Genomic DNA, 15696 nt, shown 5'->3' on the forward strand with positions numbered 1-15696 from the left:
GTTCGTCGCGAAGACGGCGCAATGGGCGCGCGAGAAGACTCAGCGCGCAGAGCTTGAAGACAATTCTACGACCTCGGCGGCCGCAGCGGCGACGTCCTCGTTCACGACGAGGTGATCGAACTCGTTCTGAGCGGCCAGTTCGACCTTGGCGGTGCGCAGACGGCGGGCGCGCTCCTCCGGCCCTTCCGTGCCGCGCCCGACGAGTCGCTGGACCAGTTCGTCCCAGCTGGGCGGCAGCAGGAAGATCAGCGTGGCGCTCGGCTCCGCCTTGCGCACCTGGCGCGCGCCCTGCAGGTCGATCTCCAGCAGCACCGTCTTGCCTGCGGCCAGGGCGGCATCGATCGGCGCGCGCGGGGTTCCGTACCGGGACCGGTTGTGGACCACGGCGTACTCGAGCAGCTCCCCCGCGTCGATGAGGCGGTCGAACTCGGCATCGTCGACGAAGAAGTAGTGCACGCCGTCGACCTCGCCGGGGCGCGGCGCACGCGTGGTCGCCGAGACGGACAGGTGGATCTCGGGGTTGTGCTCGCGGATGTACGCGGCCACGGTCCCCTTGCCGACCGCCGTCGGGCCCGCGAGCACCAGGAGCCGACTGCGACCGCCGCGCGGCTCGATGACCGGGAAGCGCTCGTCGAGCCAGCGCGACAGGGCGGCGCGCTGTCGTACGCCGAGGCCGCCGAGTCGCTTGACCGGCGAGATCCCCAGGTCGTCGAGGATGCGGTCGCGCTTGCCCGCGCCGATCGCGGGGAGGGCGAGCAGGAAGTCGGTTATCCGCATCGACCCCTCGACCGAGTCAGGGCCGGCGGTCGCACGGGCTAGCACGGTCTGCGGCGGGGTGACGCGCATCGTGAGGTCGCGCTTCAGGGCGGCACGTGCGCGTCGACGCTCCACGGCCTTGCGGGCGGCGGCGGCCCGATCGACTTCGGGGACGGGGCGAGCCTCAGCCACGGCTGACCTCTCTGTACTCGGCGACGCGGGCGTCGATGGCGGCGGTGAGGTCGTGCGGACCCGCCTCGAGGATGCTGCGGCTCTCGCTCGCGATGACGGCGGCGCTCATCGAGCCGAAGCGACGGTGCACGTCGGCCGGCGAAGCGCCCTGCGCCCCGAAACCGGGGGCGAGGATCGGAGCGATCGGGGAGTACGCGGCGAGTCCGGAGTCCGTCCAGTCGACCGTCGCGCCGATGACGAAGCCGATGCTCCCCCACTCCCCCGTGCGGCCCTGCTCCGCGTTGCGCGCGGACACCACCGAGACGATGTCAGCCGACACAGAGCGGCCAGTCGCCGACTGGGATCGCTGCAGCGACTCCGCCTCGGGATTGCTCGTCGCCGCGAGCACGAACACGCCCTTGCCGTGCGTGTGCGCGAGATCGAAGGTGCCGTCGAGTGCACCGACTCCCAGGAACGGATTGACGGTCAGGGCGTCCGCTTCGAGCGACGAGCCCGGCGTGAGCCAGGCCGCGGCGTACGCATCCATGGTCGTGCCGATGTCGCCCCGCTTGGCGTCGGCGATCACGATCAGTCCCGCTGCGCGCGCCGCCGCCAGGACGTCCTCGAGCGCGGCGAATCCGCCGGACCCGAAGCGCTCGAAGAACGACACCTGCGGCTTGACGATGCCGACCCGGCCGGCGGCGGCCTCGATCGAGCGCAGACCGAACTCCCGCACGCCCGCGGCATCCTGTCCCAGGCCCCAGTCGTCGAGCAGCCCCGGGTGCGGATCGATGCCCACGCAGAGCGGGCCGCGCTCGTCCAGGACGGCGCGGACCCGCTCACCGAAGGAAGTGGTCACACCGCTGCCTTCCGGTCGAGCGCGTACTCCTGGAGGCTCTTCACCTCGAACCCCTCGTGCGCGGCATCCATACCGCTCACGGCGGCGCCGAGTACGGCCATCGTGGTGAACAGGGCCTTGTCGGCAGCCACAGCCGCGGCCCGGATCTCGTAGCCGTCCGCTCGTGCCGCACCACCGGAGGGCGTGTTCACGACGATGTCGATCTCGCCGTCGTTGATGAGGTCGACGATGTTCCGCGCGCCGGACTCCTGCGTGTCGCTGTACTTCTCGACCACGGTCACGGCGATGCCGTTGCGCGAGAGGATCTCGGCCGTGCCCTCCGTGGCGACGATCGTGAAGCCCAGCTGCTGCAGCCGGTGAGCCGGCAGGATGACGGCGCGCTTGTCGGAGTCGGCGACCGAGATGAACACGGTGCCCGACGTCGGCATGCCGCCGTACGCCGCGGCCTGGCTCTTCGCGAACGCGGTCGGGAAGTCGCGGTCGATGCCCATGACCTCACCCGTCGAGCGCATCTCCGGCCCGAGGACCGAATCGACGGTCTTGCCGTCGGCGGTGCGGAACCGCTTGAACGGCAGCACGGCCTCCTTGACCGACACCGGAGCGTCGAGGGGAACGCGCGATCCGTCCTGCTCGGGCAGCATGCCTTCGGCGCGGAGCTCGGCGATGGTCGCACCGGCCATGATGCGACTCGCGGCCTTCGCCATCGGGATGCCCAGGGCCTTCGACACGAACGGAACCGTGCGGCTCGCGCGGGGGTTCGCCTCGATGACGTAGAGCACGCCGGCGCTGATCGCGAACTGCACGTTGAGCAGACCGCGCACGCCGACGCCCTTCGCGATGGCGAGGGTGGCCTCGCGGACGCGGTCGACGTCGCTGCGGCCCAGCGACACGGGCGGCAGGGTGCAGCTCGAGTCGCCGGAGTGGATGCCGGCCTCCTCGAGGTGCTCCATGACGCCGCCGATGAAGAGGTCGGTGCCGTCGTACAGCGCGTCGACGTCGAGCTCGATCGCGTCGTCCAGGAAGCGGTCGACGAGCAGCGGCTTGCCCTCCTCGATGACGACCTCGTCGGCGGTGCGCACGAAGTAGTCGCGCAGCGAGTCGGTGGAGTAGACGATCTCCATGCCGCGTCCGCCAAGCACGAAGCTCGGACGCACCAGCACGGGGTACCCGATCTCCTCGGCCACTGCCACGGCGCCCTCGACGTCGATCGCCGTGCCGTGACGGGGAGCCAGCAGACCGGCGGAGTCGAGAAGCTGGGAGAACAGCTCGCGCTCCTCGGCGATGTCGATCGCCTCGGGGCTGGTGCCCAGCACGGTGTAGCCGGCCGCCTCGATGCCCTTCGCCAGACCGAGCGGCGTCTGGCCGCCCAACTGGCAGACCACGCCGAGGATGGTGCCGCTGGCCGCCTCGGCGTCCAGCACCTCGAGCACGTCCTCGAGCGTCAGCGGCTCGAAGTACAGACGGTCCGAGGTGTCGTAGTCGGTCGACACGGTCTCGGGGTTGCAGTTGACCATGACGGTCTCGAACCCGGCATCCGCGAGCGCGAAGGACGCGTGGACGCAGGAGTAGTCGAACTCGACGCCCTGCCCGATGCGGTTCGGACCGGAGCCGATGATGACGACCTTGGTGCGATCCGACGGCTGGACCTCGGTCTCGAAGTCGTAGCTGGAGTAGTGGTACGGCGTGAGAGCGGGGAACTCCCCGGCGCACGTGTCGACCGTCTTGTACACGGGACGGATGCCGAGACCGTGCCTGACCCCGCGGATCTCCGCCTCCGTCTCGCCGCGCAGCTGCGCGAGCTGTGCGTCGGAGAAGCCGTGCTCCTTGGCGTACCGCAGGGTCGCCGCGTCGAGCTCGGGAGCCGTGCGCACGAGCTCGGCGACCTCGTTGATGAGCACGATCTGGTCGAGGAACCACGGGTCCATCGCTGTCGACGCGAAGGCCTGCTCGACCGTCGCCCCCTTGCGCAGCGCCTGCTGCAGGGTGACGATGCGACCGTCGGTCGGGGTCTTCGCGATCTCCAGGAGCTCCTCTACCGATCGGTCCTCCTCGCCCCAGTGGAAGCTGGAGCCGCGCTTCTCGAGCGAGCGGAGAGCCTTCTGCAGCGCGGTCGCGTAGTTGCGGCCGATCGCCATGGCCTCGCCGACCGACTTCATGGTGGTGGTGAGGGTGGCGTCGGCGGCGGGGAACTTCTCGAACGCGAAGCGCGGCACCTTCACGACCACGTAGTCGAGCGTCGGCTCGAAGCTCGCGGGGGTCACACCGGTGATGTCGTTGGGGATCTCGTCGAGACGGTAGCCCAGTGCGAGCTTCGCGGCGAGCTTGGCGATCGGGAAGCCGGTCGCCTTGGAGGCGAGGGCGCTCGACCGGGAGACACGCGGGTTCATCTCGATCACGATGATGCGCCCGTTCGTCGGGTCCACCGCGAACTGGATGTTGCAGCCGCCGGTGTCGACGCCGACCGCGCGGATGATGTCGATGCCGATGTCGCGCATCTTCTGGTACTCGCGGTCCGTGAGGGTCAGAGCAGGCGCGACCGTGATCGAGTCGCCCGTGTGCACGCCGACCGGGTCGACGTTCTCGATGGAGCAGACGACGACCGTGTTGTCGGCGGTGTCGCGCATGAGCTCGAGCTCGTACTCCTTCCACCCGAGGATCGACTCCTCCAGGAGCACCTCGGTCGTCGGAGAGTCGCGGAGACCGGCGCCGCCGATACGGCGGAGGTCCTCCTCGTCGTAGGCGAAGCCGGAGCCGAGGCCGCCCATCGTGAACGACGGGCGCACCACGAGCGGGTACCCGAGCTTCTCGGCGCCCGCGAGCAGGTCGTCCATCGTGTGCGCGATGACGCTCTTGGCGACGTCCGCACCCGCTTCGAGCACGAGCTCCTTGAAGACCTGGCGGTCCTCGCCCTTCTTGATCGCGTCGACCTTCGCGCCGATGAGCTCGACGCCGTACTTGGCGAGGATTCCGCGCTCGTCGAGCGCCATGGCCGCGTTCAGAGCGGTCTGGCCGCCGAGGGTCGGCAGGATGGCGTCGGGCTTCTCCTTGGCGATGATCGTCTCGATGACCTCGGGGGTGATCGGCTCGATGTACGTCGCATCGGCGAAGTCGGGGTCGGTCATGATCGTGGCGGGGTTCGAGTTCACGAGGATGACGCGGACGCCCTCCTCGCGGAGCACGCGGCAGGCCTGGGTGCCCGAGTAGTCGAACTCGCAGGCCTGACCGATGACGATCGGGCCGGATCCGATGACGAGAACGGAGTTGATGTCGTCGCGCTTGGGCATTACTGGGCGTCCTTCTTGTTCGCGTTGTTCGCGATGACCATGTCGCGGAAGCGGTCGAAGAGGTAGTTGGCGTCGTGCGGACCGGCCGCGGCCTCCGGGTGGTACTGGACCGAGAAGGCGGGGATGTCGAGGGCGCGGAGACCCTCGACGACGTTGTCGTTGAGGCCGACGTGGCTCACCTCGACCTTGCCGTAGCCGTGCGGGCTGTCGAACGAGCCCTCGAGCGGGGCGTCGACCGCGAACCCGTGGTTGTGGGCGGTGATCTCGACCCGACCCGTCTGCTTGTCGAGCACAGGCTGGTTGATCCCTCGGTGGCCGAACGGCAGCTTGTAGGTGCCGAGGCCGAGGGCGCGGCCGAGCAGCTGGTTGCCGAAGCAGATGCCGAAGAACGGCAGCCCGTCGTCGAGGACGGAGCGGAGCAGTTCGACGTGGTCCCCCGAGGCCGCGGGGTCGCCGGGCCCGTTCGAGTAGAACACCGCGACGGGATCGATCGCACGGAGCTCGTCGATGGTGACGTCCTGCGGCAGCACGTGAACCTCGAAGCCGCGCGCAGCGAGGTTGTCGATCGTGGCCTGCTTGACGCCGAGGTCGAGGACGGCGAGGTTGCCGACCTTCTCGCCCACGGCATCCGTCACCGTGGCGACCTCGACCGAGACCTGCGCCGAGAGGTTCTGACCGGCCATCTGCGGGGCCTCGCGCACGATGCGCAGCTGCTCGTCGGCGTCGAGGCGTGCCGCCTCGCCCGAGAAGATGCCGCCGCGCATAGAGCCGGCGGAGCGGATGTGGCGGGTGATCGAACGGGTGTCGATGCCGCTGATGCCGACGATGCCGTCCTGCACGAGGATCTCGTCGAGCGACGCGTTCGCGCGCCAGTTCGAGACGACGCGTGAGGGGTCGCGCACGATGTAGCCGGCCACCCAGATGCGACGCGACTCGGGGTCCTCGTCGTTCATGCCGGTGTTGCCGATGTGCGGGGCGGTCTGCAGGACGATCTGTCCGGCGTACGAGGGGTCGGTGAGCGTCTCCTGATAGCCGGACATGCCGGTCGCGAAGACGACCTCGCCGAGGGTGGTGCCCAGCGCGCCGTAAGCGCGGCCGCTGTGACGGGTGCCGTCCTCGAGGACCAGGACGGCGGGTTCGGGGAGGGAGGTCATGACTGTTCTCCTGTGTCGGTCGTGGCGATGTCGTCGCGGGCGCCGGAGGCGGGGACGAGTCGCTGCAGTTCTGAGATGAAGTTCTTCGGGTCGCCGTCGGTGAGGCGGAGGTAGGAGTCGACCACCGTGTCGTCGGCGGCGTTCCAGGCGACCCGCACGAGGCCGCCCGGCTCGACCACGCGGTCGATCGTGACCGTGGCCCGGTCTACACCGGCGAGCCGCTCCTTGGCGAGGAACACGGTGGGCGCGCCGTCGAGGCACAGGGCGAGACCGCGATCCGTGACCGCGGCCTCTCCCCTCGCCCGGTAGGCGAGCGGAGACATCGTGAGGCGTTCGAGCGGCTGGTCGTGCTTCGTGGTGGACACGTACAGCACCTCGTGCCGGTCGAGGACCTCGGCGTGCTCGGGGACGCCGAGCGGGGCCGCGAGCCCCGCGTCGCGTCGGAGACGCCGCCGCCAGGCGACGAGCATGGCCAGGAGTGCGAGCGCGGCGAGAGCGATCATCACGGCGATCGCGACATCCCTGGGGATCATGCGCGCAGCTCCTCGACCACCGAGCCCGCCTCCACGGTCAGCGTGCCGCCGTGGATCGTGTACTCGACGCGTCCCGGCAGATCGCGACCCAGGTAGGGCGAGTTCGCGCTGCGGCCGTGCAGGTCCGCCTCCGTGAACACACCGGAGACGGCTGCGTCGTACAGGGTGATCTGCGCGGGCGCTCCCACCTCGAGCGCGGTGCCGTGGCCCGCGAGCCTTCCGATGCGGGCGGGGGCGGAACTCATGACGCGGGCGACGTCGCTCCACCCGATCAGTCCGGTCTGCACCATCGTGTGGTGCACGACGCGCAGTGCGCTCTCGAGTCCGACCATGCCGTTCGCCGCGGCCTGCCATTCGCACGCCTTGTGCTCGCTGGGGTGCGGGGCATGGTCCGTCGCGACGATGTCGATCGTGCCGTCGGCGAGCCCCTCGCGCACCGCGATCACATCCTCCTCGCGCCGGAGCGGAGGGTTCACCTTGTATCGGGCGTCGTAGCCGCGCACGAGCTCGTCGGTGAGGAGGAGGTGATGCGGTGTCACCTCGGCGGTCACCGCGATCCCGCGCTTCTTCGCCCAGCGGATGATGTCGACCGAGCCCGCCGTCGACAGGTGGCAGACGTGCAGGCGCGAGCCGACGTGCTCAGCGAGGAGCACGTCGCGCGCGATGATCGACTCCTCGGCGACCGCCGGCCATCCGGCGAGCCCGAGTTCCGCCGACACGACGCCCTCGTTCATCTGGGCGCCCTCGGTCAGGCGGGGGTCCTGAGCGTGCTGGGCGATCACACCGTCGAAGGCCTTCACGTACTCGAGCGCACGCCGCATGATCAGCGGGTCGAACACGCAGAAGCCGTCGTCGCTGAACACCCGCACCTGAGCGCGGGATGTCGCCATCGCGCCGAGCTCGGCGAGTCGCTCGCCCTTCTGCCCCACGGTGACGGCGCCGATCGGCTGCACGGTGGCGTAGCCCGCCGCCTCGCCGAGGGCGAGCTCCTGCTCGACCACACCGGCGGTATCGGCGACGGGCGAGGTGTTCGGCATCGCGAACACGGCGGTGAATCCACCGGCAGCCGCGGCGCGGGTTCCGGTGAGGATCGTCTCGGATGCCTCGTAGCCGGGCTCGCGGAGGTGCGTGTGCAGATCGACGAGGCCGGGCAGCGCGACGAGGCCCTCGGCGTCGATCACGCGTGCGCCGCTGCGGCTCAGACCGCTGCCGATCTCGGCGATCCGCCCGTCCTCCACGATGATGTCGGCGCTCTCCGCGCCGAGAAGCTGTGCGCCGGTGATGACGAGGGTCTCGCTCACAGGTCCCCCCCTCGTTCGTCGTCTCGTTCGCCCGCAAGGAGCAGGTACAGCACTGCCATCCGGATGGACACCCCGTTCGTGACCTGCTCCAGCACGGTGGAGCGCGGCGAATCGGCGGCTTCGGAGGAGATCTCCAACCCGCGGTTCATGGGCCCGGGATGCATGACAATGCTATCGTCCGGCAGAGCGGCCACGCGCCGTGCGTCGAGGCCCCACCGACGGGAATACTCCCGCTCAGTCGGGAAATACGCGGCATTCATCCGCTCCAGCTGGATTCGCAGCATCATCACCGCGTCCGGACCGTGTGCGAGCGCCTCGTCGAGGTCGTAGAGCACGCGCACCGGCCAGAGCGACACGTTCTGCGGAACCAGCGTCGGCGGCGAGACGAGAGTCACCTCGGCACCCAACGTGGTCAGCAGCCAGACGTTGGATCGGGCCACCCGCGAGTGCAGGACGTCGCCGACGATCACCACCCGGATGCCGGAGAGATCGCGCCCGCGGCTCTCCGAGCCGAAGCGGCGCTTGCGGATGGTGAAGGCATCGAGCAGCGCCTGAGTGGGATGCTCGTGCGTGCCGTCTCCGGCGTTCACGACGCCCGCGGAGATCCAGCCGCTGGTGGCGAGCGTCTGCGGGGCGCCCGAGGCGTGGTGGCGGATGACGACGGCATCCGCCCCCATCGCCTGCAGCGTCTGGGCGGTGTCCTTCAGGCTCTCGCCCTTCGAGACGCTTGACCCTTTGGCGGCGAAGTTGATCACGTCGGCCGAGAGGCGCTTGGCTGCGGCCTCGAAGGAGATGCGCGTGCGGGTCGAGTCCTCGAAGAAGAGGTTCACGACGGTCTTGCCGCGCAGCGTCGGGAGCTTCTTGACCTCGCGAGACTGCGTGTCGGACATGTCCTCCGCGACGTCGAGGATGCGAAGGGCGGTCGCGCGGTCGAGAGTGCGGGTGTCGAGGAGATGCCTCATGCCTCGATCGTCACCTCCTCAGCGCCGTCGTACTCGCGCAGGCGCACGTTCACGCGCTCCTGCCGCGACGACGGGATGTTCTTGCCGACGAAGTCGGGTCGGATCGGCAGTTCCCGGTGGCCGCGGTCGACCAGGATCGCCAGGCGCACGACCGCAGGACGTCCGATCGACTGCAGGGCGTCGAGTGCCGCGCGGATGCTGCGGCCGGAGAACAGCACGTCGTCGACGAGCACGACGGTGCGGCCGTCGATGCCGCCGGCCGGGATGTCGGTCGGGTGCGGCGACCTGGTCGGATGCTTCGCGAGGTCGTCGCGGAAGAGGGTGACGTCGAGAGCCCCGACAGGGACGGACGTCTGCGCGATCTCGGTGATCAGCCGAGCGAGGCGCTGGGCGAGAGCGACGCCGCGGGTCGGAATGCCCAGCAAGACGAGGTTCTCGGCCCCTCGATTCGACTCGAGGATCTCGTGCGCGATGCGGGTCAGCGCCCGCGTGATATCGGCGTCGTGCAGCACTGTGCGTGCGCTCATCAGCCGCTCCCTTCTCCGCCTCACAGGACGGTGTTAAAGGTTGCTTGCCACTCCACTCTATCGGAGGCGCCGAGTCGGTCTGTCAGCTGGCCTCGCGGAGCACGGCGTCGGTGACCTCGTCGATCTTCTTCGAGCGGATCGGGTGACCGGTGGTCGACAGGCAGCGACCGGTCTTGAGGTCCCACTTCCAGTCGTGCATGCTGCAGGTCAGGATGCCGTCGTCGTCGACCTTGCCGGTCTTGGTGAGATCGGCGCGCAGGTGCGGGCACCGCCGCTGCACGACCCAGTCGCCGATCTCGGCGTCCTCGGTCTGATCGGTCTGCTCCTGGTACCAGTTCTCCACGTACTCGATGCGGTCGACCGACAGGCACTTGAGGAAGGTGGTGAGGAACTCGTTGAACTTGCCGCTGCGCCCCACGTGGAACTGCATCGACAGGAAGATCGAGTTCGACCAGTCGATCTCGTGGTCACGGATGTTCGTCGACACGAGGTCCGCCGGGATCGTGTACCAGTAGATGCAGTCCTCGCCCGCGTACTCGCGGACCTTGGCACGCGGGAAGTCCACGACCATGTCGAGGTCGCCGATCTTGAAGCGCACGTTGCCGCCCACGCCCAACCGGATGGTGCGGGACTTCTTCAGCAGCGGCTCCCACCAGGCCTTGAGCTCCTCGAGGATCTCCTGTGCCGGGAGGACCGCCGCGCGCGATTCCTCCTCGTCGCGGATCTCCTGCTGGCGCGACGCGCGCTGTTCCTCGAGGTACTCCCACTTCTCGTCGAAGATGTGGGTGAGCTCCGCCTCGCTGTAGAGCGTCTGCTCGGTCGTGACCTCGCCGTTCTCGACGGTGACGAGCGTGCCTGGCACGAACAGCTGGCCGTCGTACTGCGGCGACAGCTCCTTCATGTGCTCCAGGAACTGCTTCTGGTCGGTGAAGATCGACTCCCCGTTGCGTCCCATGCCGTTGAAGTCGAACAGGTCGTCGCGCAGGAACATGGGCGGGCCTGCCATCGGGAACACGTGCGGGGCGTCGACCTTGTCGATGTAGTACATGGCGCGCTTGTTCTGCGCCTCGCGCTTGAGGCGCGCGAAGTTCTGCTTGGCATCCATCGGCAGGTCGTAGACCATGGGCCACCAGATCGCACCGGACACCTGGGTGAAGTACGCATCGGGCTTGCCGAAGTGCAGCAGCTTCTCGAGGTCGAGCGGGTGCGAGTCGTTCTGGTTGAGCACCGACCCTGTGCCGTCGTCGACGCTGAGCGAGGAGTCGCCGATCGGGCCGTCGCTCGGCGCGCGCAGCGGGGTGATCATGATCTTCGTGCCGCCGCGCTCGATGATCTCGCCCGCGGGGGCGTAGGTGATGTTCGTGTAGCCGAGCGCGCGGATGTCCTGCTCGAGATCGTCGATCGGGTACTCGGGCAGCAGCACTTCGATGTCCTTGCGGATGTAGCGCTCCAGGAGCTTCGGATCGAAGTGATCGCGGTGACGGTGCGAGATGTAGAGGAAGTCCGCTTCTCGCCCGAACCGCTCCCAGTCAAGGCCGCGGTTGTCCGGGAAGGGGAACCAGGAGCCGAAGAACGACGGCCCGAGAACGGGGTCGCAGATGATGTTCCCGCCGACCGTCTCGATGAACATCCCGGCGTGGCCGAGTCCCGTGATCCTCATGTATGACCTCCTGAAGTAGCCGTACGAGTCTACCGGCGGGCTCCTGGACGGCAGCGGTGACCGGCCGTGAATACCCGAGGTCGGAGCCGTCCCCCGCCCGCGGCGCCGATCCGTCCGCTAGTCGTCGAACAGGCCGCGGATGTCGGCGGCGGTGAGCGACTGGGCGAACAGCTCCTCGTCATCCATCACCGCCGTGAACAGTCGCGCCTTGCGCTGCTGCAGCTCGAGCACCTTCTCCTCGATCGTTCCGACCGAGATCATGCGGTACACGAACACCTGGCTGGTCTGACCGATGCGGTGCGTGCGGTCGACAGCCTGAGCCTCGGCGGCCGGGTTCCACCACGGATCCAGGAGGAACACGTAGTCGGCCTCGGTGAGGGTGAGTCCGAATCCGCCGGCCTTCAGGCTGATCAGGAAGACCGGCTGCTGCCCCTCCTTGAACGACTCGATCACGTCCTGCCGGCGCCGCGTGGAGCCGTCGAGGTGGGCGTACGGAATGCCGGCGTCGCGCAGCCGCCGGGCGGCGAGGTCGAGGAACGACGTGAACTGACTGAAAACAAGCGCCCGGTGCCCCTCGGCCTGCAGCTCCGCGACGCGGTCGAGGAGCGTGTCGAGCTTGCTCGAGCCGATCTCGCCCTCGTCCTCGTCGATCAGCGCCGGGGCGAGGCTCAGCATCCGCAGCAGTGTGAGCGAGCGGAAGACGATGAAGCGGTTCCGGTCGAGATCGTCGAGGAGGCCGAGCACCTTCTGCCGCTCGCGCTGCAGCACCACGTCGTAGAGCGCGCGATGATCCGGGCTCAGCTCGACCTCGAGCACCTGCTCCTGCTTCGGGGGCAGGTCGCCGGCGACGTGCTCCTTCGTGCGGCGCAGTACGAGGGGCCGGATGCGGCGGCGCAGCTGCGCCAACCGACGGGCCCGGTACGCGCCGCCCTCCTCGTTCTCGGGCACCTTGCCCTTCTCGATCGGGTGGATGTAGCGGTCGCGGAACTTCCGCGCCGAGGGGAACAGGCCGGGGGCTGCCAGCTTCAGCAGCGCCCACAGCTCGGTCAGGCTGTTCTCCATCGGCGTGCCAGTGACGGCGTAGACCGCATCCGCGCGGAAGGTCGAGATCGCGCGGTGCAGCTTGGTCTTGGGGTTCTTCACGAACTGCGCCTCGTCGAGGATGAGGCCTGCCCACTCGACGGTCTGGAACTCGTCCTCGTCGAGCCGGGCCACGGTGTACGAGCTCACCACGATGTCGGCTTCCGCGGCGGCCTCGACGAGGCGAGCTGTGCGCTTGCCGTGCGTGCTCTCCACGACCGCGACCCTGAGGCCCGGCGTGAAGCGCGCAGCCTCGCTGCGCCAGGTGCTGAGGACGGAGGTCGGGGCGAGCACGAGGAACGGGCGGGTCTCCCCCCTCTCGCGGGTGTGCTGGACGAACGTGAGCAGCTGCAGCGTCTTGCCGAGGCCCATGTCGTCGGCGAGGATGCCACCAAGGCGGTGGTCCCAGAGGAAGGCGAGCCAGTCGAATCCGCGCTTCTGGTAGGTGCGCAGTTCGGCGTGCAGACCTGCAGGGACGGGGGTCGGCGGGACGCCGGTGGCGCCGCGGAGACCCTCGGCCGTGGAACGCCAGCTGACCGCGGGCTGCGCCTCGTCCGCCAGATCCTCGAACTCCTCCCAGAGGTCGGTCTGATAGCGGCTGATGCGCGGACCCGTCTCCCACTCGTCGAGTTCGCCCGCCTCCTCGATGAGTTCGCGCAGCCGATCGAGTGCGGGGTGAGCGAGGGAGAAGTAGCCGCCGTCGGAGAGCAGCAGCTTCCTGCGACCGCGGCTGAGCGCCGTGAACAGCGGTCCGAACGGGATCGTGCGACCGTCGATCGACACGATGATGCCGAGGTCGAACCAGTCCGCATCGGTCGTCTCGACCGTGGTGACCTTCACCTCCGGCGTCCCGGTCAGCTCGCGATACTCCTTGCGCTCCCCCGTGCGCCTCACGGTGACGCCCGCCGCCTCGAAGGCGGGGACGGCGTGCGCGACGAAGTCCGCGGCGTCGATGTCGTGGAACGCGCCGGACGGAGCGAAGCGCCTGCCGCTGTGCTCCCGCCATACCCGTTCGAGGACGGCTCGCCACTCCGCCTCGGCGGCGGGATCGCGCACCGCGGATGCGTTCGCGCCCTGGAGGAACGGCACCGTGCCGAAACCCTCGTACGTCCACGAGAAGGAGTACTCGACGACGTCGCCGCGCTCGAACGAGACGGCCAGGGCCGGGACGGGAGCGGGGATCTCAGGCAGTGCGACACGATCGGAGGTGCGCACCACGGAGCGCCGCGCGAGCAGCGGATAGACCGTCGAGACGAAGTCCTCCTCGTCGGCGGCCGGCACGACGAGGGGCTGCGCAGCCGTGAGCAGCGCATGCGTCTGCTCGCTCAACGGCGCCTCGGCCAGCACGAGCTCGATGCGGTTGCCGCCGAGCGTCGCCGCGTAGACCCCGGAGCGGCCGATCGGGTGAACGTCCAGGGCGCTCACCGCGCGATCGTCGATCGACACCTCGGCCGTCAACTCGAGCGGACCGTCGTCGTCGGGGCGCGTGATCGCCGCCGATACCTCGGCCGTCGCAGCGAGCCGCACCGACGCCGATCTCTGGGTGGACACGAGGGGGATGCCGAGCTCGGCGCCGGCTCTGAGGTGTCGCCACAGCAGGGCGGACTCGATCTGGTCGACGACGAGCCAATCGCCCGCGTTGCCGGACAGCAGCGAGTCGCGCGAGATGCTGAGCAGGTCACCGAACCAGCGGGTCTGCAGGCGGCCGAACTGCACGACGTCGCGGCGGACCGAGTCCCAGCTCGCCTGGCCCCGGATCCACGCACCGGTCTGGGCGCTCCGCACGAGCGGGCGGATCGCGAGCAGCAGCTCTCCGGTCCGCCGCGCGACGTCGCGGGCGGTCGCCGCACGGACGGGGCGCGGCGCCCAGTGGTTGTCCCCCCGCGCCGCGCGATGACGCAGCTCGACGCCGAGGGCGAGCTCCTGCGGCTGACGAGGAGCTTCGGGGCCGATCAGCGATCGCCACGACGGAGCAACGTGCGGCGTCGCGGCGACCGGAGCCTCGCGCTGCGGCGGCGATGCCATCGCCTCCGCCTGTCTCGAGTACTCGTGGACGTTCGACGCGAGCACGGTCGCCACGACGTGCTTGCAGCCCGACCGCACCGGACAGGTGCACCGGGTGGATCGGATGCGGGGCTTTCCGTTCGACGAGACGAACGCGATCTCCGTGACGTAGGGAAGGTCCTGTCCGCCTCGGACGTGTCCCTCGAGCGTGAGCGACTCCTCCTCCCACGCGACATCGAGCACGTTGCCCTCGCGGAAGTACGCGAGTCCTCGCGTGTAGCCGCCGGCATCCGTGACCTGCAGGAGATCACGGAGATCGACGTGAGGCGCGGGCATACCCGACATCCTTCCCGCGGCATCCGACATCGCGGATGCCGCCGCGATGAGGCGCGGGCTCAGGCCGCTCGGGCCACCCGCGCGAGCACGCCGTGCACGAACGCTCCGGAATCATCGGTCGAGAACTCCTTGGCGAGCTCTACCGCCTCGTCGATCGCCACGGCGGTCGGCACCTCGTCGTTGAAGAGGATCTCCCAGACGCCGATGCGCAGCAGAGCGCGGTCGACCGCGGGCATCCGCTCGAGCTTCCAGTCGCGACTGTGGGTGGTGATGTGCTCGTCGATCTCGTCGCGATGGTCGATGATCCCGTCGACCACCTCACGAGCGTAGAGCCAGGAGGCCTCGCGTGCCGGCTCGCTCGCCGCGCGAGATGCCTCGGCGGCGAGGGTCACCGCCAGGTCGTCGCCGCGGACGTCGGACGAGAACAGGATGTCGAGTGCGCGCTTGCGCGCCTTCGTGCGGGCGCTCACGCCTTACTTCTCGCGGCCGAGGTAGTCGCCCGTACGGGTGTCGACCTTGACCTTCGTGCCGGCCTCGACGAACAGCGGGACCTGGATCTCGTATCCGGTCTCGAGCGTCGCGGGCTTGGTTCCGGCCGACGAGCGGTCGCCCTGCAGACCGGGCTCGGTGTACGTGATCTCGAGGATCACCGAGGCAGGCAGGTCGATGTAGAGCGGGTTGCCGTTGTTGAGCGCGATCGTGACCTGCTGGTTCTCGAGGAGGAAGTTCTTCGCGTCGCCGACCGTGGGCGCGCCGACCGTGATCTGGTCGAAGTCGGTCTGGTCCATGAAGACGTAGCCGTCGCCGTCGGTGTACAGGTAGGTGAAGTCACGACGGTCGACGTTCTCGATGTCGATCTTCGCGCCGGCGTTGTAGGTGCGGTCGACGACCTTGCCCGAGACGACGTTCTTCAGCTTGGTGCGCACGAACGCACCGCCCTTGCCGGGCTTCACGTGCTGGAACTCGATGACGCTCCAGAGCTGCCCATCGATGCTGAGGACGACGCCGTTCTTGATGTCTGCGGTAGATGCCATGCGCGGAAGTTCCGTTTCGTGAGTCCGTGGGGCCG

12 protein-coding genes are annotated in these 15696 nt (G+C 69.1%); all 12 read right to left on the reverse strand.

What is annotated here, in order from left to right:
- Positions 1 to 39 precede the first annotated feature (39 nt).
- Positions 40 to 948 (reverse strand): guanylate kinase, encoded by a 909-nt coding sequence (gmk, locus tag RAC81_RS02990; protein WP_375080931.1) that lies wholly within the window; start codon positions 946 to 948, stop codon positions 40 to 42.
- Entirely contained in the window at positions 941 to 1786 is an 846-nt protein-coding gene (gene pyrF / locus RAC81_RS02995) for an orotidine-5'-phosphate decarboxylase (protein WP_375080932.1), read from the reverse strand. The genes gmk and pyrF overlap by 8 nt, the downstream gene beginning before the upstream one ends.
- Positions 1783 to 5070, reverse strand: coding sequence for a carbamoyl-phosphate synthase large subunit (gene carB / locus RAC81_RS03000; RefSeq protein ID WP_375080933.1), 3288 nt, complete (start codon positions 5068 to 5070; stop codon positions 1783 to 1785). The genes pyrF and carB overlap by 4 nt, the downstream gene beginning before the upstream one ends.
- On the reverse strand, positions 5070 to 6224 hold the full coding sequence (gene carA / locus RAC81_RS03005; protein ID WP_375080934.1) for a glutamine-hydrolyzing carbamoyl-phosphate synthase small subunit: 1155 nt from the start codon (positions 6222 to 6224) through the stop codon (positions 5070 to 5072). Before carA ends, carB begins: the two co-directional genes overlap by 1 nt.
- Positions 6221 to 6757: a hypothetical protein gene (locus RAC81_RS03010; RefSeq protein WP_375080935.1), complete on the reverse strand. Its 537-nt coding sequence runs from the start codon at positions 6755 to 6757 to the stop codon at positions 6221 to 6223. The genes carA and RAC81_RS03010 overlap by 4 nt, the downstream gene beginning before the upstream one ends.
- Positions 6754 to 8058, reverse strand: coding sequence for a dihydroorotase (locus tag RAC81_RS03015; protein ID WP_375080936.1), 1305 nt, complete (start codon positions 8056 to 8058; stop codon positions 6754 to 6756). Before RAC81_RS03015 ends, RAC81_RS03010 begins: the two co-directional genes overlap by 4 nt.
- Entirely contained in the window at positions 8055 to 9020 is a 966-nt protein-coding gene (locus tag RAC81_RS03020) for an aspartate carbamoyltransferase catalytic subunit (protein WP_375080937.1), read from the reverse strand. The genes RAC81_RS03015 and RAC81_RS03020 overlap by 4 nt, the downstream gene beginning before the upstream one ends.
- On the reverse strand, positions 9017 to 9547 hold the full coding sequence (gene pyrR, locus RAC81_RS03025) for a bifunctional pyr operon transcriptional regulator/uracil phosphoribosyltransferase PyrR (protein WP_375080938.1): 531 nt from the start codon (positions 9545 to 9547) through the stop codon (positions 9017 to 9019). The genes RAC81_RS03020 and pyrR overlap by 4 nt, the downstream gene beginning before the upstream one ends.
- An 82-nt stretch (positions 9548 to 9629) precedes the next feature.
- Positions 9630 to 11207, reverse strand: coding sequence for a Rieske 2Fe-2S domain-containing protein (locus RAC81_RS03030; protein WP_375080939.1), 1578 nt, complete (start codon positions 11205 to 11207; stop codon positions 9630 to 9632).
- A 117-nt stretch (positions 11208 to 11324) separates the two neighbouring features.
- Positions 11325 to 14627, reverse strand: coding sequence for an SNF2-related protein (locus RAC81_RS03035; RefSeq protein ID WP_375080940.1), 3303 nt, complete (start codon positions 14625 to 14627; stop codon positions 11325 to 11327).
- A 59-nt stretch (positions 14628 to 14686) separates the two neighbouring features.
- Positions 14687 to 15097 (reverse strand): transcription antitermination factor NusB, encoded by a 411-nt coding sequence (gene nusB / locus RAC81_RS03040; protein WP_096716109.1) that lies wholly within the window; start codon positions 15095 to 15097, stop codon positions 14687 to 14689.
- Positions 15098 to 15100: 3 nt separating this feature from the next.
- The gene (gene efp, locus RAC81_RS03045) at positions 15101 to 15661 is read right to left on the reverse strand and encodes an elongation factor P (RefSeq protein ID WP_067118332.1); all 561 of its coding nucleotides are present in this window, start codon (positions 15659 to 15661) and stop codon (positions 15101 to 15103) included.
- Positions 15662 to 15696 lie beyond the last annotated feature (35 nt).

The sequence above is a fragment of the Microbacterium sp. CR_7 genome, from assembly GCF_041954755.1.
Taxonomy (GTDB): Bacteria; Actinomycetota; Actinomycetes; order Actinomycetales; family Microbacteriaceae; genus Microbacterium.